General features: G+C 67.3%; 20 protein-coding genes and 1 pseudogene. 16 read left to right on the top strand and 5 right to left on the bottom strand.

What is annotated here, in order from left to right; genetic code table 11:
* Nucleotides 1-72: 72 nt before the first annotated feature.
* Together B9D87_RS13315 and B9D87_RS13310 are read left to right on the top strand one after the other, a co-directional pair.
* Nucleotides 73-549 (top strand): annotated as a pseudogene (locus B9D87_RS13315) (hypothetical protein); the annotation flags it as partial.
* A 487-nt stretch (nt 550-1,036) separates the two neighbouring features.
* Nucleotides 1,037-1,360 carry a putative quinol monooxygenase gene (locus B9D87_RS13310; RefSeq protein WP_007776563.1) on the top strand — a complete coding sequence of 108 codons (324 nt, stop codon included), beginning with the start codon at nt 1,037-1,039 and terminating at the stop codon, nt 1,358-1,360.
* A 7-nt stretch (nt 1,361-1,367) separates the two neighbouring features.
* Here the strand turns inward: B9D87_RS13310 and B9D87_RS13305 are convergent, their stop codons facing one another.
* Entirely contained in the window at nt 1,368-2,048 is a 681-nt protein-coding gene (locus tag B9D87_RS13305) for a hypothetical protein (protein ID WP_007776560.1), read from the bottom strand.
* 155 nt (nt 2,049-2,203) lie between these two features.
* Between B9D87_RS13305 and B9D87_RS13300 the strand changes: the two genes are divergently transcribed.
* Complete coding sequence (locus B9D87_RS13300; RefSeq protein WP_007776556.1) at nt 2,204-2,413, top strand: hypothetical protein; 210 nt, start codon at nt 2,204-2,206, stop codon at nt 2,411-2,413.
* Here B9D87_RS13300 and B9D87_RS13295 read toward each other — a convergent pair.
* Nucleotides 2,365-3,198 (bottom strand): adenylate/guanylate cyclase domain-containing protein, encoded by an 834-nt coding sequence (locus tag B9D87_RS13295; protein ID WP_040631921.1) that lies wholly within the window; start codon nt 3,196-3,198, stop codon nt 2,365-2,367. The two genes, B9D87_RS13300 and B9D87_RS13295, sit on opposite strands and share 49 nt — an antisense overlap.
* A gap of 131 nt (nt 3,199-3,329) precedes the next feature.
* Between B9D87_RS13295 and B9D87_RS13290 the strand changes: the two genes are divergently transcribed.
* Both B9D87_RS13290 and gnd read left to right on the top strand, forming a co-directional pair.
* The gene (locus B9D87_RS13290) at nt 3,330-4,739 is read left to right on the top strand and encodes a glucose-6-phosphate dehydrogenase (RefSeq protein ID WP_007776542.1); all 1,410 of its coding nucleotides are present in this window, start codon (nt 3,330-3,332) and stop codon (nt 4,737-4,739) included.
* Between the two features lie 13 nt (nt 4,740-4,752).
* Nucleotides 4,753-5,775, top strand: coding sequence for a phosphogluconate dehydrogenase (NAD(+)-dependent, decarboxylating) (gene gnd / locus B9D87_RS13285; RefSeq protein ID WP_007776541.1), 1,023 nt, complete (start codon nt 4,753-4,755; stop codon nt 5,773-5,775).
* 19 nt (nt 5,776-5,794) lie between these two features.
* Here the strand turns inward: gnd and B9D87_RS13280 are convergent, their stop codons facing one another.
* Nucleotides 5,795-6,658 (bottom strand): alpha/beta fold hydrolase, encoded by an 864-nt coding sequence (locus B9D87_RS13280; RefSeq protein ID WP_007776540.1) that lies wholly within the window; start codon nt 6,656-6,658, stop codon nt 5,795-5,797.
* A 122-nt stretch (nt 6,659-6,780) separates the two neighbouring features.
* Between B9D87_RS13280 and B9D87_RS13275 the strand changes: the two genes are divergently transcribed.
* The 3 genes from B9D87_RS13275 (at nt 6,781) to B9D87_RS13265 (ending at nt 9,541) form a co-directional block, all read left to right on the top strand.
* Nucleotides 6,781-7,257, top strand: a complete 477-nt coding sequence (locus B9D87_RS13275) for a VOC family protein (RefSeq protein ID WP_007776539.1) — start codon at nt 6,781-6,783, stop codon at nt 7,255-7,257.
* A gap of 108 nt (nt 7,258-7,365) precedes the next feature.
* The gene (locus tag B9D87_RS13270) at nt 7,366-8,283 is read left to right on the top strand and encodes an alpha/beta fold hydrolase (RefSeq protein ID WP_007776538.1); all 918 of its coding nucleotides are present in this window, start codon (nt 7,366-7,368) and stop codon (nt 8,281-8,283) included.
* 16 nt (nt 8,284-8,299) lie between these two features.
* On the top strand, nt 8,300-9,541 hold the full coding sequence (locus tag B9D87_RS13265) for a WS/DGAT domain-containing protein (protein ID WP_007776537.1): 1,242 nt from the start codon (nt 8,300-8,302) through the stop codon (nt 9,539-9,541).
* On the opposite strand, the gene B9D87_RS13260 is transcribed toward B9D87_RS13265, so the two are convergent.
* Together B9D87_RS13260 and B9D87_RS13255 are read right to left on the bottom strand one after the other, a co-directional pair.
* On the bottom strand, nt 9,542-10,156 hold the full coding sequence (locus tag B9D87_RS13260; RefSeq protein WP_007776534.1) for a hypothetical protein: 615 nt from the start codon (nt 10,154-10,156) through the stop codon (nt 9,542-9,544).
* Nucleotides 10,153-11,733, bottom strand: a complete 1,581-nt coding sequence (locus B9D87_RS13255) for a pyruvate, phosphate dikinase (protein ID WP_007776533.1) — start codon at nt 11,731-11,733, stop codon at nt 10,153-10,155. The genes B9D87_RS13260 and B9D87_RS13255 overlap by 4 nt, the downstream gene beginning before the upstream one ends.
* 221 nt (nt 11,734-11,954) lie before the next feature.
* On the opposite strand from B9D87_RS13255, the gene B9D87_RS13250 reads away from it, so the two are divergent.
* The 8 genes from B9D87_RS13250 to ureG all read left to right on the top strand — a co-directional run bounded on the left by B9D87_RS13250 (nt 11,955) and on the right by ureG (nt 18,372).
* Complete coding sequence (locus B9D87_RS13250; protein ID WP_007776529.1) at nt 11,955-12,476, top strand: DoxX family protein; 522 nt, start codon at nt 11,955-11,957, stop codon at nt 12,474-12,476.
* 148 nt (nt 12,477-12,624) lie between these two features.
* The gene (locus B9D87_RS13245) at nt 12,625-13,629 is read left to right on the top strand and encodes an urea transporter (RefSeq protein ID WP_077094061.1); all 1,005 of its coding nucleotides are present in this window, start codon (nt 12,625-12,627) and stop codon (nt 13,627-13,629) included.
* Nucleotides 13,626-13,931: an urease subunit gamma gene (locus B9D87_RS13240; RefSeq protein WP_007776527.1), complete on the top strand. Its 306-nt coding sequence runs from the start codon at nt 13,626-13,628 to the stop codon at nt 13,929-13,931. Before B9D87_RS13245 ends, B9D87_RS13240 begins: the two co-directional genes overlap by 4 nt.
* 3 nt (nt 13,932-13,934) lie before the next feature.
* Nucleotides 13,935-14,774 carry a sirohydrochlorin chelatase gene (locus tag B9D87_RS13235; protein ID WP_007776526.1) on the top strand — a complete coding sequence of 280 codons (840 nt, stop codon included), beginning with the start codon at nt 13,935-13,937 and terminating at the stop codon, nt 14,772-14,774.
* A gap of 30 nt (nt 14,775-14,804) precedes the next feature.
* Nucleotides 14,805-15,227: an urease subunit beta gene (locus tag B9D87_RS13230; RefSeq protein ID WP_007776521.1), complete on the top strand. Its 423-nt coding sequence runs from the start codon at nt 14,805-14,807 to the stop codon at nt 15,225-15,227.
* Entirely contained in the window at nt 15,224-16,963 is a 1,740-nt protein-coding gene (gene ureC / locus B9D87_RS13225) for an urease subunit alpha (RefSeq protein ID WP_007776517.1), read from the top strand. The genes B9D87_RS13230 and ureC overlap by 4 nt, the downstream gene beginning before the upstream one ends.
* 81 nt (nt 16,964-17,044) lie before the next feature.
* Nucleotides 17,045-17,737: an urease accessory protein UreF gene (locus B9D87_RS13220; RefSeq protein WP_007776513.1), complete on the top strand. Its 693-nt coding sequence runs from the start codon at nt 17,045-17,047 to the stop codon at nt 17,735-17,737.
* 14 nt (nt 17,738-17,751) lie between these two features.
* Nucleotides 17,752-18,372 carry an urease accessory protein UreG gene (gene ureG, locus B9D87_RS13215; RefSeq protein WP_007776510.1) on the top strand — a complete coding sequence of 207 codons (621 nt, stop codon included), beginning with the start codon at nt 17,752-17,754 and terminating at the stop codon, nt 18,370-18,372.
* The last annotated feature ends 46 nt before the right edge of the window (nt 18,373-18,418 follow it).

Genomic DNA, 18,418 nt, shown 5'->3' with positions numbered 1-18,418 from the left:
TTTGCTCTGGTGCGGCGCAGGTCATTGTCCGTATAGCAAATGACCTGCGCCACAAATTTTGGTTCACAATAAATGTTATTGCTAGCCTCCCTGGCCATGGTCGTTATTGCAACATTGATGTCGTTGATCGGTCAGGTCTCCGGCACGCCCTATATTCCGGGTGGCGATTCGCCGGCCGGTACCGATTGTTCGGGACTTGCTTCGTGGATTGCGAATGCGGCAACTGACAGGCCCGTTTTCGGAGATCGATTCAACACCGGAAACGAAGAGGGCGCATTGCTGGCGCGCGGGTTCCAGTACGGAACCGCCCCCAACGCCTTGGTCATCGGCTGGAACGGCGGGCACACCGCCGTGACGCTGCCGGACGGAACGCCGGTGTCCAGTGGCGAACGTGGCGGCGTGCACATCGGTGGTGCGGGCGCCTACCAGGCCGGATTCACCCACCACATGTTCCTCCCGATGCCGCCGGAAGATGGTGGCACGCCGCCGCCCTTGTTCGCGCCGCCGCCCCCGCCCGACGCCCCGCCGCCCCGCCGGACGCGCCGCCCCCGCCGCCGGACGCCCCGCCGCCCCCGCCCGCGCCGGATGCTCCGCCGCCTGCGCCGGCCGTTTTGATCGACGCCCCGGCGCCGGACGTCCCGCCTCCGCCGGCGCCCTGAATTACCCTTTATCCGGCCACGCGTGAATTGCGAATGAATAACGAATAGGGTGCAAGCCGGCGGGGATAAGAAAGAGTTATTTCTCTCCGCGGGCACCGCTGATCCGGCTGTTACGCGGAAAAGTGAAATACCACCGGTTAACGCCCTTCTGTGAGCTACGCCACCCAGCGCCGGGGAAGAGCTGTCAAGCGGCGAAAGTGTGCTCATGTGTCAGGTGTGACGCATGAGCACACTTTGCTCTGACCATTACCGAAGCGAACTACCTACCGGCGGTGGGCGCCCGGAGGCCGGCGCGGCGGCGCCCACGGGCGGATAGGCTGGCGCTGCCCGCGGAGACCGGGCGGGCGTAACCGGAACACAACCGAGGCGGGGCCGCAATGATCTTCATCGTCGTCAAGTTCGAGACCAAACCCGAGTGGACCGACCGCTGGCCCGAACTCGTCGCGCCGTTTACCGCGGCGACCCGGGCCGAAGAAGGCAATCTGTGGTTCGACTGGTCGCGCAGCCTGGACGACCCGGCGGAGTACGTCTTGGTGGAGGCGTTCCGCGACGACGAGGCGGGCGGCATCCACGTCAACAGCGAGCACTTCAAGCGCTTCATCCAAGAGGTCCCGCAGGCGCTGAAGTCCACGCCCAAGATCATCAACCAGACCATCGACGCCACGGGCTGGTCCGAGATGGGCGAGATGGCGGTCGGGTGATCCTCGACTAGCCGACCGCGATCTCGATCTCGTCGCCCAGCGCGTAGCCCGGTGTCAGCGGGAGCCTGTCACCGCTCCAGAACGAGCCGGGGTCGAAGTAATTGGAATACTTCTCGGTGGTGAGCAACCCCATTTCCTCATAGGTGATGGCCACCGTTTCTGCGCAATAGGCCACCTCCAGACCGAGCTTCTGGCGCTCCTTGCGCCGCTGCGTCGATTCGCGAACCTTCCTGTCCACGACCGGGATTCCGCGCGTCCAGTCGTAGGCGTTCGGCAGCCGGCCACGCAGCCAGCGGCCGGTCAGGCGCATGGTGGTGGGAAACGCGGTGCCATCCATCCGGGCGATCACGCGCAGCAGCGTGTTCTCTTGCTCGCGGTTGGCCGGCGGGGTCAACTGGCGCAGCCAGCACCGCTGGTGGTAGCGCTGCGACCACTGCGACACCGACTGCGCAAGGTCGTTGAGTTGCACGCCACGGTGATTCGTCCCTGTCCACAGGTCGACGAGCTTGTCGCCGAGTTCGGCGTGCCAGATCAGCGGCGGCAGGTCGTCGATGGCCACCGTCATCCCGACGTGGTTCACCGGGCTGTTGGTCAGCGTCTGGATGGCGCGGTCGGGTCCCGAACCGCCCCGAAACAGCCAGAGGTCTCCGGTGCGGGTCTGTTCCAGCGCCTGGTCCAACGTGAGCATCTTCGTGTAAGCCCGTCCGCCGCTGCAACTTTCGTCGCTGTCATCGCCAGTGTGGGCCCGCCGGTACGTCACGCGCGCTGCGCTGCCGAACGTTGCGGGCACACAAGTCAATCACAACCGGGCCATAGCGGTCCGGCTGCGCATAGCCTGGAGTCATGCGCAATGTGTGGAAGTGGCTGGGATTGGCGGGTGCGGCCGGTGTCGTCGCCGGGGGCGCGCTGGTCGTCCGCGACCAACGCAAGCGGCGCGCATACACCGCCGACGAGGTCCGCGACCGCCTGCATCAGCGGTTGGCCGAATACAACGGGGACGGCGGTCAGTCCGGCTCGGAATCGGCCGGAGACTCGACGGCGAACAACCGGTAGGTGCCCGAAAAGCCCTTTAGCTCCACGTTGCGGCCGTCGTCGAACCGGATGCCATCGGAATCGGCCAGGGCATCTCGCACCGGCTGGCTTACCAGGATCTGACCACCGACCGCCTGCGCGGCGACCCGAGCCGCCATCGCGACGTTGCGGCCGAACAGGTCGTCGCCGCGGCGCACCGAACGACCCATGTGGATGCCGATCCGGACGCGAATCTCCTCGTGCCGCTTACGGTTTGCGTCCCTGCGCAACGCCCGCTGCAGGTCGATGCCGCACCGCACCGCCTGGTCGGCGCGCGCGAACGCGATCATGAACCCGTCGCCCTGGCTCTTCACCACATGACCGGACCGGCGCTGCACCAGATCCGAGACCAGCTTGTCGTGCGAGCTGATCAGCTTCACCCACGCCCGGTCGCCGATCCGCTCGTTGAGCGCGGTCGATTCCTCGATGTCGGAGAACAAGATCACCACCCGGCCGTCCGGGGTGACGCGGGCAAGGTCGGGTCGCTCGACTTCGGCCCAGTCCGCGAGGTCCTCGATGCTGCTGCGCACCGCCGCCCCGAAGCCCTCTTTGCGCATCAGGTTGGCGGTGTTCCACACCCTTTTGACGGCCTCGCGACCGCCCGACAGCAGCTGATTGCGGGCGTCGGTCCGCTGGCGCAGCTCGTCGAGCTCCTGTTGGCTGCGCACCAGCAACCGCCACAGCACGATCAGCCCAACGCCCTCGATCGCGGCGATCCCGGCCAGCAGGTAGACCGTGACGTGCAGCGCGTCAGCCATGGCGGTCATCCTTTCAGGCGCTTTCAAGGGCCCGGTCCACTCGGGTTGTCGGCCCTATTGGCAGTGTCTAGTGTTGACTCCGCCGGCCGCGGGTAGTGATCTCAAGGGAGCCGATCGGGTGACTTTCGGGAGGAGCGGTTTTGGCCGAGGACGACACTAACCCATCTGACCTGCTGGTCATCTTCGGAATCACCGGTGATCTGGCGCGCAAGATGACGTTCCGGGCGTTGTACCGGCTGGAGCGCCGCGACATGCTCAGCCACCCGATCGTCGGTGTCGCCAGTGACGACATCACCGTCGAGCAGCTGCAGGATCGGGCTCGCGACGCCATCAAGGCATCGGGGGAGACGTTCGACGAGGCCGTGTTCGACCGGCTGGCGGGCCGGCTGTCTTATCTACACGGCGACGTCACCGACGCAGGGCTCTACAAGCAACTGGCCAAGAAGATCCCGTCGGACTCTCATCCGCTCTATTACCTGGAAATGCCGCCGGCCTTGTTCGCGCCGATCGTGGAGAACCTGGCGAAGGCCGACCTGCTGGAGCGGGCCAGGGTGGCGGTGGAGAAGCCGTTCGGGCACGACCTGGACTCGGCGCGCGACCTCAACGAGCGGCTGCGCGCGGTGCTGGACGAAGACCAAATCCTGCGGGTGGACCACTTTTTGGGCAAACAGCCGGTCGAAGAACTGCAATACCTGCGGTTCGCCAATCGAGGACTCGCCAAGCTGTGGGACCGCGACAGCATCTCCGAGATCCACATCACGATGGCCGAGGACTTCGGCATCGAGGACCGCGGCAAGTTCTACGACGCGGTGGGCGCCCTTCGCGACGTCGTGCAAAACCACCTGCTGCAGGTGCTTGCCCTGGTCGCCATGGAGCCCCCGGTCGGTGCGGGTGCCGACGACCTGAACGACAAGAAAGCCGAGGTCTTCCGGGCGATGCCGGCGCTGGATCCGCAACGTTGCGTCCGGGGGCAGTACCGCGGCTACACCGACGTCGCCGGTGTGGCAAAGGATTCCACCACCGAGACCTATATCGCGCTGCGGACCGAGATCGACAACTGGCGCTGGGCCGGGGTGCCCATCTTCCTGCGCGCCGGAAAGGCGTTGCCGGAGAAGGTAACCGAGGTGCGGATGTTCCTGCACCACGTCCCCGGATTTTCGTTCCTGCCCAACCGCCGGCCGCCCGAGTGCAACCAGATCGTGCTGCGCATCGACCCCGATCCCGGTATGCGGCTGCAGTTGTCCGCCCAGGTCGGCGATTCATGGCACGACGTTCACCTGGACTCGTCGTTCGCCGAGGATCTCGGCGAACCGGTGCGGCCCTACGAGAGGCTGCTCTACGCCGCCTTCAACGGGGATCGCCAATTGTTCGCCCGCGAAGATGCCATCGAAGAGACGTGGCGAATCGTGCAGCCGGTGCTCGACAGGCCCGGCCGCATTCATCATTACGACGAGGGCTCGTGGGGACCCGAGGCCGCACAGTCGCTGCTGCGGGGCCACCACAGCTGGCACGAGCCGTGGCTGCCGCGCAGCAAGCCCACCCAACAGTAAGGAGACACCCACGATGCAGCTTGGGATGATCGGCCTCGGCAGGATGGGCGCGAACATCGTCCGCCGCGTGGTCGCCGACGGACACGAGTGCGTGGTCTACGACCACAACCCCGACGCGGTCAAGGCGATGGCGGGGGAGGACAAGACCACCGGGGTGTCCTCGCTACAGGAGCTCGCCGAAAAGCTGACGGCGCCGCGGCTGGTCTGGGTCATGGTCCCGGCCGGGACGATCACCACGGGGGTGATCGATGAGCTGGCCAAGACGCTCGACTCCGGAGACATCGTCATCGACGGCGGCAACTCCTACTACCGCGATGACATTCGTCACGCGAAGACGCTGTCGGAGAAGGGAATTCACTTCCTCGATTGCGGAACCAGCGGCGGCGTCTGGGGCCGCGAGCGCGGCTACTGCCTGATGGTCGGCGGCGACGACGAGGCCTTCGCGCACGCAGAGCCCATCTTCGCCACGGTCGCGCCGGGCGTCGACGCCGCGCCGCGTACACCCGGCCGCGACGGCGAGGTCGGGCAGGCGGAGAAGGGATACCTGCATTGCGGGCCGGCCGGTGCCGGGCACTTCGTGAAGATGGTCCACAACGGAATCGAGTACGGCATGATGGCCTCGCTCGCCGAGGGGCTGAACATCTTGCGCAACGCCGACATCGGCAAGCACGTGCAGGAAAGTGACGCCGAAACCGCGCCGCTGTCCAATCCGGAGTTCTACCAGTACGACTTCGACATTCCGGAGGTGGCCGAGGTGTGGCGGCGCGGCAGCGTCATCGGTTCCTGGCTGCTGGACCTGACGGCGATCGCGCTGCACGAGTCGCCGGAGCTCAAGGAGTTCTCCGGCCGGGTCTCCGACTCCGGGGAGGGTCGCTGGACCTCCATCGCGGCGATCGACGAGGGAGTGCCCTCGCCGGTGCTGACCACCGCGCTGCAGTCGCGTTTCGCCTCGCGCCAGCTCGACGACTTCGCCAACAAGGCGCTCTCGGCGATGCGCAAGCAATTCGGCGGGCACGCCGAGAAGCCGGCGAACTAGCGGGTCGCCGCCATCAGATCTAGCGGCGATTGACGAAGGCCACCACCGCGTCGCTGAACGCGTCGTTGTCGTCGCCGGCCGCGGTGTGCCCGGCGTTGGACAGCTCGACGAACTCGGCGCGCGGCACGGTGGCCAGGAAATGCCGGACACCCTCGGGGCTCACCACGTCGGACAGCTTGCCGCGGATCAGCAGGACGGGGATCGTCAAGTTCTTGGCGGCCTGCTCGAAGCTTTCGGTGCGCAATTCGGGATCGTCGCCGGGCTTGGTCATGAAGGCCGGGTCCCAGTGCCAATACCAGCGGCCGTCGCGCAGTCGCAGGTTCTTTTTCAGGCCCTCGGGGCTGCGCGGCTTGCTTCGGTAGGGCAGGTAGGCGGCGACGGCATCGGCGGCCTGCTCCAGCGAGTCGAAGCCGTCGAGGCCGCTGAACATGAAGTCGCGGATGCGGGCGCTGCCGCCCTTTTCGAATCGGGGGACGACGTCGACGAGCACCAACCGGGTGACCTTCGCCGGGCCGGCCCGGTGCGCGGCGAGGATGCCGGTCAGCCCGCCCATGCTGGCCCCGATGATCGTCACGGGCCGCCCGATTGCGTCCAGCACCCGCATGACGTCGCCGGTGAGCGTTTCGATCTCGTAGTCGGCGTCGGGGGAGCGGGCGCTGTCGCCGTGACCCCGCGAATCCAGCGCCACCACGTGCAGTCCCTCATCGGCCAGCGTCTGGCCGGTGTTTTTCCAGGAAAAGCGGTTCTGGCCGCCCCCGTGCAACATCAGGATGCTCGGGCGCCCGGCACCGTCGGAGCCGCGGTTCCATTCGTCGGCGACCAGGCTGATCCCGTCGACGCCGGCAAACTCAACCGTCTCGGGACTGCTGCTGACGGTACTCATGCGACCTGACGTTACATAGGCCGGTTAAGCACTGTTGCGCGGGTGGACGGCACGGTGAGTTTTGGACGCCGACCGGGTCTATCAACGGCAGAGACCAACGACCCGCCAAGGAGGCCCCGGACATGCCATCGATCACCCCGTCGCTGTGGTTCGACGACAATTTCGAGGAGGCCGCCAGGTTCTACACCTCGGTGTTTCCCAACTCCCACATCGAGGGCCTCAACCAGACCACCGACGCCGGACCGGGGGAGCCCGGCACGGTCCTGTCCGGCAGCTTCGTGCTGGACGGCACCCGCTTCATCGGGATCAACGGCGGTCCGCACTTCCACTTCACCGAGGCGGTCTCCTTCACGATCCACTGCAAGGACCAGGACGAGGTCGACTACTACTGGGACCGGCTGAGCGACGGTGGCGAGGAATCGCAGTGCGGCTGGCTCAAAGACCGCTTCGGGATGAGCTGGCAAATCGTCCCGGACCGGCTCTACGAACTCATCAGCGACCCCGACCGCGCGAGGGCGGCCGCGGCCACCAACGCGATGTACGGCATGCGCAAGATCATCATCGCCGAGCTGGAACGCGCCGCCGCGCTGCAACGGTGAAAATTCCTGGCACAGCGACGGTTTGACCCTCTATCGACCAGGGTCGGTGCGTCGCGAGGCCGCACAGGTTAGGTTGATCCCTGCGGAGACGTCGAGCAGGGAGTGAACATGGCTGAACCAGGCTGGATCGACGTGACCGGCCCCGCCGGGGACCTCAAGGCACTCACCTGGGGGCCACAAGACGGTCCCATCGCGCTGTGCCTGCACGGCTTCCCCGACACGCCCTACGGCTGGCGCAAGGTCGCCCCCCGGCTCGCCGAGGCGGGGTGGCGGGTGATCGCGCCCTTCATGCGCGGTTACGCGCCGTCGTCGATCCCCGTCGACGGCAGCTATCAGGTGGGGGCGCTGATGGACGACGCCCTGCGGGTGCGCTCGGCGGCGGGTGGCACCGAGAACGACGTGGTCATCGGCCACGATTGGGGCGCCATCGCCGGCACCGGCCTGGCCGCGATGCCCGACAGTCCGTTCACCAAGGCGGTGATCATGTCGGTGCCGCCGTCGGCGGCATTTCGGCGGCGCGGCGGCGGCGCGGCCGAACGGGGCCGCCTGGCCGCCCATCTGGCGCGCCAGGTGTTCCGCAGCTGGTACATCATGTACTTCCAATTGCCTTGGCTGCCTGAACGTTCCGCGTCCTGGGTGTTGCCGCTGCTGTGGCGGCGGTGGTCGCCCGGTTATCGCGCCGACGAGGACTTGCGTCACGTCGACGCCGCGATCGGGGCGCCGGACAGCTGGCGCGCCGCGCTGGGGCCGTACCGCGCCACCATCCGCAACAGCCGGCCGTCGGCGCGGTATGCCGCATTGAACCAGTTGTGGACCGAAGAACCCGTGCTGCCGTGCCTGTACCTGCACGGTCGCGACGACGGTTGCATGACACCGGCTTTCGCGCGGTGGGCGGAGAAGGTGCTGCCCCCGGGCAGCGAGGTCGCCGTCGTCGAACACGCCGGTCATTTCCTGCAACTCGAGCAGCCCGACAAGGTCGCCGACCTGGTGCTCGGGTTCATCGGCTCACCCGGCTCACCCGGCTGACACGGTGGCTCGGGCCGTGTCGGGGCACCGGATGGCCGCCGTCGACGCGCAGTTCTACTGGATGTCGGCCAAGATCCCCAGCGACGAGTTCCTGCTCTACGCGTTCGACGGTGAGCCCGCCGATTACGCGCGGGCCGTCGAGCAACTCTGCTTGCGGGCCAACGCGGAGCCGGCGCTCACGATGCGGGTGCGGGATCGGGGCCGCTGGCGCTACCCGCGGTGGGTGCCGGCGGCCGTCACGGCCGAACAGGTGGTCCGGCACGACGTCACCGGGTGCAGCTGGGACGGCGTCCTGGCGGCCGTCGCCGGCCTCGCCGACGACCAGCTGGACGTTCGGCGGATGGCTTGGCGGCTGCACGTGTTCTCCGCGGTGCGCGGGATCCCCGGCGTCACCGGGCCGGGCGTCGTCGCGGTGTTGCAGGTCGCGCACGCGCTGGCCGACGGCGCCCGGTCCGCGGCCATGGCGGCATGGCTGTTCGGGCGGCCCGGCCCGGTGCCCGAGGTGCCCAGACCGCGGCCCGGCTTTTTAGCCTGGCGCGCCGTCCAGGCGGCACGCGCCCATCGCCGGCTGGAGCGCGACGTCCGCGCGGGGCTGTTGGCTCCCGGCGCCGGGTCGCGTCCGCTGCTGCCGACGAACGCGCGTCCCGAGGGCGTTCGCGCGGTGCGGACGTTCGTGCGACACCGTTCGCAGTTGCCCGGCCCCACTATCACCGTCGGCGTGCTGAGCGCCGTATCGCAGGCCCTGTCCACTCTGCTTGATGGACAATGCGATTCGCTGGGCGCCGAGGTTCCGATGGCGAAGCCCGGTGCGGCGCGGGCGTACAACCACTTCGGCAACGTCGTGGTGGGGCTGTACCCGAACCTCGAGCCGGCCGCGCGCGCCGAGCGGATCGCGGCCGATCTCGCCAACGGCCGGCGCCGCTTCGAACACCCGGCCACCCGGGCCGCCGACCGCGCGTTCGCGGCGGTCCCTGCGGGGTTGTTACGTTGGGGCATAGGGCAATTCGATGCCGATGAGCGCGCGACGCAGGTGTCGGGCAACACCGTGGTGTCCAGCGTCAACCGCGGGGCGGCCGACCTGAGCTTCGGCGGCGCCCCGGTGGTGCTGACGTCGGGGTATCCGGCGCTGTCACCCATGATCGGGCTGACGCACGGTGTGCACGGCATCGGTGACACCATCGCCATCAGCGTGCACGCGGCCGAGTCGGCCGTCCCCGACGTCGACGCCTACCTGGCGTTGCTCGACGCCGCGCTCTAGCTATTGCGCGTCACCGGATCTGGCCGCCTCCTCGCGGGTAAGGCCGACGGCGACGATCAGCTCTTCGTGCAGCTCGAACCACACCGTATGGTAGGAGTCGATCAACGGCCTGCTCAGCCAGGCGGTCTCCCCGGCCTTGATTTTGTCCAGTGCCGCAACCAGTTTCGTCGCGTAGGCGCCCAGTCGCGGCAGCTGCGCCGCGGCGGCCTCGACGACCGGCAGCACGCGCGCGTGCACGTCGTCGAGGCGGGCCAGCACCGCGGTGTCGTAGTCGGCGTCGTCGTGGGTGTTGGGAACGCCGTCCGGTCCGCCCTTGAGCTGCCAATCCGTCACCAGCCGTTTGAGATCCTCGTTGACCGCGCGGAAGTCGTCGTAGGCGGCCGCCATCGCTCGGGGATCGATGCCCTTGCGTTCCTCGGCGAGCAACGCCGTGAGCCTTTCGGTCCCACTGAGGGTGATCCGCAACGTCTCGCCTTCGGTCAGCAGTCCGGCCGCGGTCAACCGCTCGACGACGGGCGTGATGTCGGCGACGTCGGTGCCCAGCGTCGCGGCCAGGTCGGCCGGACTTACCCGGCCCTTGAGCCGAACCCCTTGCAGCACAGCCAATTCGGTCATGACGCGGATCCCGTTGTCACGCGCAGCGCGGTCAGCATCACGATCAACGGCGTCGCCGACACCACGTCGGCCTGTCCGCTGTTCAGTGCGGCGCGCACCGCGGCCTCGGAGCTGTCGTCCAGGCGCACATGGTCGCCCGACGCGTGGGCACGCAGCGGGCTGATCCGCCGGGCGATGTCGGCCAGTTCGCGCAGTTCCGGCGTGTCGTCCTCGGACCACGCGGACAGGCTCAGATTGCCTGCGCGCACTTCGCCTTCGGCACCGTCGACGGTGATGTGCTTGCCGTCCAGTGCCGCCGCGACGCCGTGGCCGCAGCCCACTACGGCCACCCGGCCCAGTTCGCGGCTGACCACCGCCGCGTGACTGGAGGCGCCGCCGACCTCGGTGACGATGCCCTGCGCGGCCAGCATGCCCGACACGTCTTCGGGCCGGGTGTGATCGCGCACCAGGATCACCTGCTCGCCGCGGTCGACCGCGCGCAGCGCCTCGTCGACGTCCGCGTACGCCTTGCCCGACGCCACCCCCGGGCACGCCGGCAATCCCTTGGCCAACAGCGGTGCCGCCAGCCGTATTTCGGGCTGCAACGCAGGTTGTAGCAGGGTCTGGACGTGCGCCGGGGTAACGCGCCGCAACGTCTCCGCGTCGTCGATGAGCCCCTCGTGCCGCAACTGCAGCGCGGTGCGCACCGCCGCCTGTGCCGACCGTTCCGCCGCGCGAGTCTGCAGCAGCCACAGCTTGCCGTCCTCGACGGTGAATTCGATCTCCTGGATGTCGGAGTCCAGCCGTTCCAGGGTCCGGGCGGCACCGATCAGCTCGTCGTACACGGCCGGCTGTTCGTCGTGCAGCGCGACGATCGGTTCGACGTCGACCGATCCAGACACCACGTCGTCGCCCTGGCCGCGGGGCAGCCATTCGCCGAACGGCTCATTGTCGCCGGTGATCGGATTGCGGGAAAAGAACGCTCCCGCACCGGAATTGGGGCCGCGATTGCCGAACACCATCGCCTGCACCACCACCGCGGTGCCGTGCTGATCGTCGATCCCGTAGTGGGTGCGGTAGGCGACCGCGCGCGGTGAGTTCCACGAGGCGAAGACCGCCTCGATGCCGGCGCGCAACTGCGCGTAGGGATCCGACGGCACCGACTCTTGATGGCCGACGCCCACGATGCGCCGATACATGTCGGTGAACCGCCGGCGGGTGTCGCGGGCGAACGCCTGGCCAGCGGTGGCCGCCAGCGCCTGCTCGACGTCGTCGTTGATGCCGAGGTCCAAGATGGTGTCCATCATGCCCGGCATGGACTGGGTGGCTCCGGAGCGCACGCTGACCAACAGTGGGCGCGGGCCCTGTCCGAACGTGCGCGACGTCTGTGCCTCTAGCCAGCGCATCCGGTCGAGCACGTCGTCCCAGATGACCTCCATGGTCGCCGCGGGGTCGGCGAGGTACCGCAGGCCCACCGCGGTGGTGATGCAGAACGCGGGCGGCACCGGGAGGTTGTGCCGACGCATCACCTCGATGCCGTAGCCCTTGTTGCCCAGCAGCTGCCGCGGGTGGCTCGATGTGCCGTCCAGCAACACCACGGAGTGCTCGGTAGGCGCAGACCCGCGGCCGCTTGACGCATTGCGGTGGGCGCCGCTTCCTCGTGCGGTGCCAGCCGTGATGCACCCCCTCGCTGGTGTGGCTACTGATCGGGCCGACGTCGGAACGCCCGCTATGTTCCCACACGGACCAGCGGATTAAGCGAACTAGCCGCTCGGCGGCTCTTGTGGTGCCACCCGGCCCATGATCTAGGTTTACAGTTATGACTTCATATGACACGTTCCATGACGTCGGAGTGCTGATCCTGCGGCTGGTGTTGGGCGTGACGCTGGCCGCGCACGGCTACAACAAGTTCTTCGGCGGTGGCCGCATCCCGGGCACCGCGCGCTGGTTCGAGAGCATCGGCATGAAGCCCGGTAAGTTCCACGCCACCGTGGCCGCGACCACGGAAATGGCCGCCGGTTTGGGCCTGGCCGCCGGCTTCCTGACCCCGATCCCGGCGGCGGGCTTCGTCTCCCTGATGCTGGTGGCGGCATGGACGGTGCACCGCGCCAACGGCTTCTTCATCGTCAAGGAGGGCTGGGAGTACAACCTGGTGCTGGCGGTCAGCGCCGTGGGCGTGGCGACGCTGGGGGCGGGCAAGTACAGCCTGGACTACGTGGTGTTCGGGAAGAACTGGTTCGACGGCTGGCAGGGCCTGGTGATCTCGGCGGGCTTGGGCCTGGCCGGGGCGATCGGCCAGCTGTTAATCTTCTACCGGCCGCCGGTCAAGCAAGGCCCGTAGTCGGCGGAGGTTAACACCTGACGAACGGCACTCTGCCAAAAGGGTTTTCAGTGTCAGCACAAGCGCAATCGGGGATCCCTCGCCGAGGCGTCGATTACCAGGGGTGTCGTCGGACTCCACAGTCGGGATCGACGATCAAGGCACATGGATGAGCCAAACGGTCAGCGCGGCGTCGGTTGTTAACGGCCGCAGCATGGCCGGTATGGCGACGGCGATCCTTCGTGGTGCTGCGCAAGTGGACTTCATGCCGAGTGCCCTGTGCGGGGCGTTTTTCTTCGCCGCGCTGTTCACCGCGGGGTGGCAGTACGGCCTCAGCGCGCTGCTGGGCACCGCGGTCTCCACGCTGACCGCCTACGTGCTGCAGGTTGACGGCCGCAGAATCGCGATGGGACTCGAGGGATTCAACGGCTGCCTGGTAGGGGTCGCCGCGACGGTGTTTCTTGGCCCGCAGTTCGCCTCCACGTGGCTGCTCGCCGCAGCTGGCGCCGTCGCGGTGAGCATCGTCACGGCGGCGCTGGTCACGCTGCTCGGTACCTGGCAGATTCCTACCCTGACCTTCCCGTTCTGCATCGGGGCGACTGCGATGACGCTGGGTGCCACCGAGTTCGAGCGGTTGTGGCACGGCCATAAAGGCCTTGCGAGGTTCGAGCAACCCGCCACGGGCCTTACCGCATTGCACTGGGGTGATCTGTGGCAGTCGTTCTTCGCCAACATCGCCCAAATCTTTCTGATGCCGCAGTGGTACGTCGGATTGCTGTTCCTCATCGGCATTTTCGTCGCCAGCCGAACGGCGGGTCTGGTGGCATCACTCGGCAGCGTTGTCGGGATCGCAACCGCATGGCTGCTCGGGTCACCTGCTGAAGAGGTACGAAGCGGTCTCGTCGGGTACAACTCCGTGCTGGTGGCGCTGGCCCTCGGCGGCGCGCTGCTGAGCCTGACCGCATGGGGACTCGCGTATGCGATGTTCGGCGCGGCGCTGTCAACGATGGTGGCGGGCGCGCTCTCCGATATCTTCGCGCCATTCGGCGGACACACGCTGACCTGGCCTTTCTGCGTAACCACGCTGGTTTTGCTGCTGGCCGTGCCGTCGCTGCCGCGGCTGCAGCGGACCGTGCCCGGGACACTTCCGACGACTAGGAGCGAGTGCGCATGAACCTCACCCCCCGCGAGATGGACAAGTTGTTCATTCATGTTGTGGCGGATCTTGCGCGTCGGCGCCGCGAGCGAGGCGTGAAACTGAACTACAGCGAGGCGGTCGCCTTGATCAGTGAGGCCATCGTCGAGGCTGCACGCGACGGCCGCACCGTCGCCGAGTCGATGGAACTGGCCAAACATGTGGTAGGACCCGACGACGTGATGCCCGGGGTCCGGGAAATGGCCGCCCTGGTGCAGGTGGAGGCGACCTTCGTCGACGGCACCAAGCTGGTGTCCTGCCATGATCCCGTGGGCGGATAGCCGGTGGACGCGCCGCCGTACGACGCCACCGTCTTGCTGTCCTGTGGTCACGAGAGTGCGGGTGGGATTGCGCTGCCCGAGCTGACGCCGATCGCCGAGGTCCTGCCGGCGGGACGAACGCTGAGCGACGCGGTGACCACGGCACTCGAGCAGGGGCCTCGGCCGGTGTGCGTCGTACCCATGACCATCGGGCGGGACCCGCGACTGGTCGCCGAATCAGCCCGAGCGCTGCGCTGGGCGGCCGCGGAGGCCGGGCTGCCGCACCGCGTTGCGCTTGCCGCACCGTTTGGCACCGCCAACCACCTCATCGCGTGGCTGCGGTCGGCCGCGTTGCGATGCGAGCGGCGGCCCGGCGTGGGATACGGCCTGCTCATCACCGCACCCGTTGGCGGTCCCTTCGACGACGCCGAACTGTTCCGCATTGCGCGACTCGTACGTCAATACGGGCCTCATCGATTGGTCGAGGTGGCCTTCACCGGCGGAGACCCCGATATCGCCGAGGGGATCGACCGTCTGACCCGTCTCGGCGCCGAGCGGGTGGGCCTCATTTCAGCCGGCTTCGGGGCCTGCTCTCACGACGTCAACAACAACGCCGCGGCACCCGTCGACGATGCCGCACCACTGCTCGGTCCGGCGACGATCGGCCAGGTGGTGCAAGCACGCGTCGCGGCAGCCCTGGACGGGCTGGCTCAGGGCGAGGACGGCATCGCCGCAGGCCTGCACGCGGAACACGGCCACGGCTACGCGCACTCGCACGGGCCCGCCAACCACACCCATCCGCACACCGAGCACCACCACACCGAACATCACCACACCGAACATCACCACACCGAACATTGTTGATGCGGCAACGATCACGAAAGGACTGCGTGCATGTCAGCCGGCGCACAGTACATCTATGGCGAAGACCCGGTCGAGATCAACGTCGGCCGTAAGAGGACGACCATCCGGGTCAGCAACACCGGTGACCGGGCGATTCAGGTCGGATCCCACTACCACTTCTTCGAGGCAAACCGCGCGCTCGATTTCGACCGCGCCGCGGCATACGGCATGCACCTGGACATCGCGTCGGGAACGGCGGTGCGCTTCGAGCCGGGCGACACCCGGGAGGTGACGCTGTGCGCGTACGGCGGCAACGGACGAATGGTCGGCTTCAGCAATCTGGTCAACGGTGGTCTGAATTCGGCCGACACCCAGATAGCTTCGATGCGCCGGGCGAAGGCGCTGAATTTCAAGGGTGCCAAGGATATTGACGATCAGCACGGGGCCTTCGACGCGCAGAGTGAGGACAGGTGACGACGCTCCCACGCAAGACCTACACGGATCTGTACGGACCGACAGTCGGTGACCGGTTTCGGTTGGCCGACACGAACCTCGTCGTCGAGGTCGAAAGGGACTGCAACTCCGGCTATCACGGAGACGAGGCGGTCTACGGCGGAGGAAAGTCGATCCGCGACGGCATGGCTCAGGATCCGGCGACCAACGCGGTCCAGGGCGCGTTGGATCTGGTCATCACCAACGCCGTGGTGCTCGACGCGGTGGTGGGCGTCGTCAAAGGTGACATCGGCATCAAGAACGGCTTGATCGTTGGCGTCGGCAAGGCCGGTAATCCACACACCCAGGACGGGGTGCATCCGCGGCTGGTGATCGGGGCGGGCACCGAAGTGATCGCCGGCGAGCATCTCATCGCCACGGCCGGCGGCATCGACACCCACATCCATTTCATTGCGCCGCAACAGGTCTACGAGGCATTGTCGAACGGCATCACCACGATGATCGGCGGCGGCGTCGGACCGACCGACGGCACTAGAGGCACCACCTGCACGCCCGGGCCGTGGAACATCGCGCGGATGCTGCAGGCGGTCGACGACCTTCCGGTCAACGTCGGGCTGTTGGCCAAGGGCAACAACTCGTTGCCGCAGGCGCTCTCCGAGCAGGTCGAGGCCGGCGCCTGCGGGATGAAGGTGCACGAGGACTGGGGCTCCACCCCGGCGGCCATCGACACCGCGCTCCGGGTCGCCGACCAGTACGACGTCCAGGTGGCCATTCACACCGACACTCTCAACGAGTCGGGGTTCTACGAGAACACGCTGTCGGCGATCGACGGCCGGGCCATCCACACCTTCCACACCGAAGGGGCCGGGGGCGGCCACGCGCCCGACATCATGCAGATCGCCGGTGAGCCGAATGTCCTTCCGGCGTCTACAAATCCAACGCTGCCGTATACCGTGAACTCAGTTGACGAACTGCTTGACATGGTGATGGTCTGTCATCACCTCAGTCACAACATCCCGGAGGATGTGTCGTTCGCCGACTCTCGTGTTCGTGCCGAGACGATCGCCGCCGAGACGGTGCTGCACGACGAGGGGGTGATCTCGATCTTCGCGTCGGATTCGCAGGCGATGGGGCGGGTCGGCGAATCGTGGACCCGCGCCTTCCAGACCGCGCATCACTGCAAGGACCAGCGCGGTCCGTTGCCGCAGGACGCGGGACCGAACGGCAAGGCGCGCAACGACAATTATCGGGTGTTGCGCTACGTCGCGAAGATGACCATCAACCCCGCGCTGGCCAGCGGCACCGCCGACCACATCGGGTCCATCGAGCCGGGGAAACTGGCCGATATCGTGCTGTGGCCGATCCACTCGTTCGCCGCCAAACCGGTGATGGTGATCAAAGGCGGCATGATCAACTGGTCGGTGATGGGCGACCCGAACGCATCCCTGCCGACGCCGGAGCCGGTGTACTACCGCCCGATGTTCGGCGCGTTCGGAAAGGCGACGGCCGCCACGCGGGTGACGTTCATGTCGCAGAAGGCGATCGAGAACGGAGTGCCGGAACAGTTGGGACTGGCCAGCAAGGCGCTGCCGGTGCAACACTGCCGCTCGGTTGCCAAGCAGGACATGGTGCGCAACAGCGCCACACCCGAAGTCAGGGTCGATCCCGATACCTACCGGGTGACCCTCGACGGCGAGGTGGCGACGATCGAACCGGCGCGTGCGCTGCCGCTGACGCAGCTGTTCTATTTGGCTTGACGTCAACATGACCCGCACCGACGACGATATGCAAAGCACCGATGAGGTGAGGGACCTCGGACTTGGTCGGGGAGAGCGGCCATGACCGAGGACCTCGAGGCGCTGCTGGCCAGCCTGCAACTGGCCGATTCCGCATTTCCCAGCGGCTTTTACACGCTGTCACATGGATTGGAGGGATACGCGCAGGCCCGCGCGATCGATGCCGCGCAGCTGTCGGACTTGTTGGAGGACTTGCTCCGGCATTCCGTGGGCCCCTCAGCCGGCACGGCACTGGCGGTCGCGCACCGAAGCGCGTCGGCCGGCCACTGGGACGACGTCATCACGGTGGACCGCCGCTTATACGCGACGATGCTGAACCGGGAGATGCGGACGGCTTCGACGCGAACCGGTCGGCAGTTGCTCAGTGTTGCGCGAGAGTCGTTCGGAGGCAAGGGGACCGAAAGACTGGCGGCCCTGGTGGACGAGCGCAAGGCACTCGCGACGCAGCCCGTCGTCGCGGGTGTCGTCTATGCCGACGCCGGCGCACCGCTCGCGGCCGCGGTGGCGAGCGACTTGTTCGCTTTTGTGGCCAGCTTCGCCGGTGCCGCCGTTCGGCTGCGGCTCAGCGACCACATTCGCGCGCAGCGGCTGCTTCGCGATGTCGCACCGGTGATCGCCGAGGCCGCGCGGCAGGCGTCGAACCGCCCACTTGCCGAGCTCGGTGCCTGCGCACCGCTTGCCGACGTGATGTCGGCGCGGCACGAGCGAGCCGACGCTCGCCTGTTCGCCACGTGAAGATAGGAGAAGCATTGGGCAACAACGTGTTACGAGTCGGCATAGGTGGTCCGGTCGGTTCGGGAAAGACAGCGCTGATCGAGGCGCTGGTGCCGAACCTGATCGCACGTGGACATCAGCCGGCGGTGATCACCAACGACATCTACACCCAGGAAGATGCCGAGCACGTGCGCCGTACCCTGGCAGACGTGCTGGCGCCGGAGCGGGTCGTGGGCGTCGAAACCGGATCGTGCCCGCACACCGCGGTGCGTGACGATCCGACGATGAACCTTGCCGCCGGAGCGGAGATGCTCGATCGGTTTCCGGACGTCGACACGATGCTGTACGAATCCGGCGGGGACAACCTGACTTTGACCTTCAGCCCGCTACTCGCGGACGTCTTCATCTTCGTCCTCGACACCGCTGAGGGCGAGAAGATGCCCCGTAAGCGAGGGCCTGGAATCACCGAGTCGGACCTCTTGGTGATCAACAAGGTCGACATCGCGCAATATGTGCGCGCGGATGTGTCGGTGATGAGGAGCGATGCTGAGCGGGTACGCGAGGGACGTCCGGTGGTATTGACGAATTGCCTCGACGGGCAGGGGGTCGACCAGGTGGCCGACTTCATCGAGAGCTATCGACGTCTGCCGGCGTGAGCGACGTTGTAACGGAACGACTATCGCCGGCTCACTATGTACCGGC

The organism is Mycobacterium colombiense CECT 3035 (assembly GCF_002105755.1).
GTDB classification, from domain to species: domain Bacteria; phylum Actinomycetota; class Actinomycetes; order Mycobacteriales; family Mycobacteriaceae; genus Mycobacterium; species Mycobacterium colombiense.
This window is presented reverse-complemented; position numbering and strand designations above follow the sequence as displayed.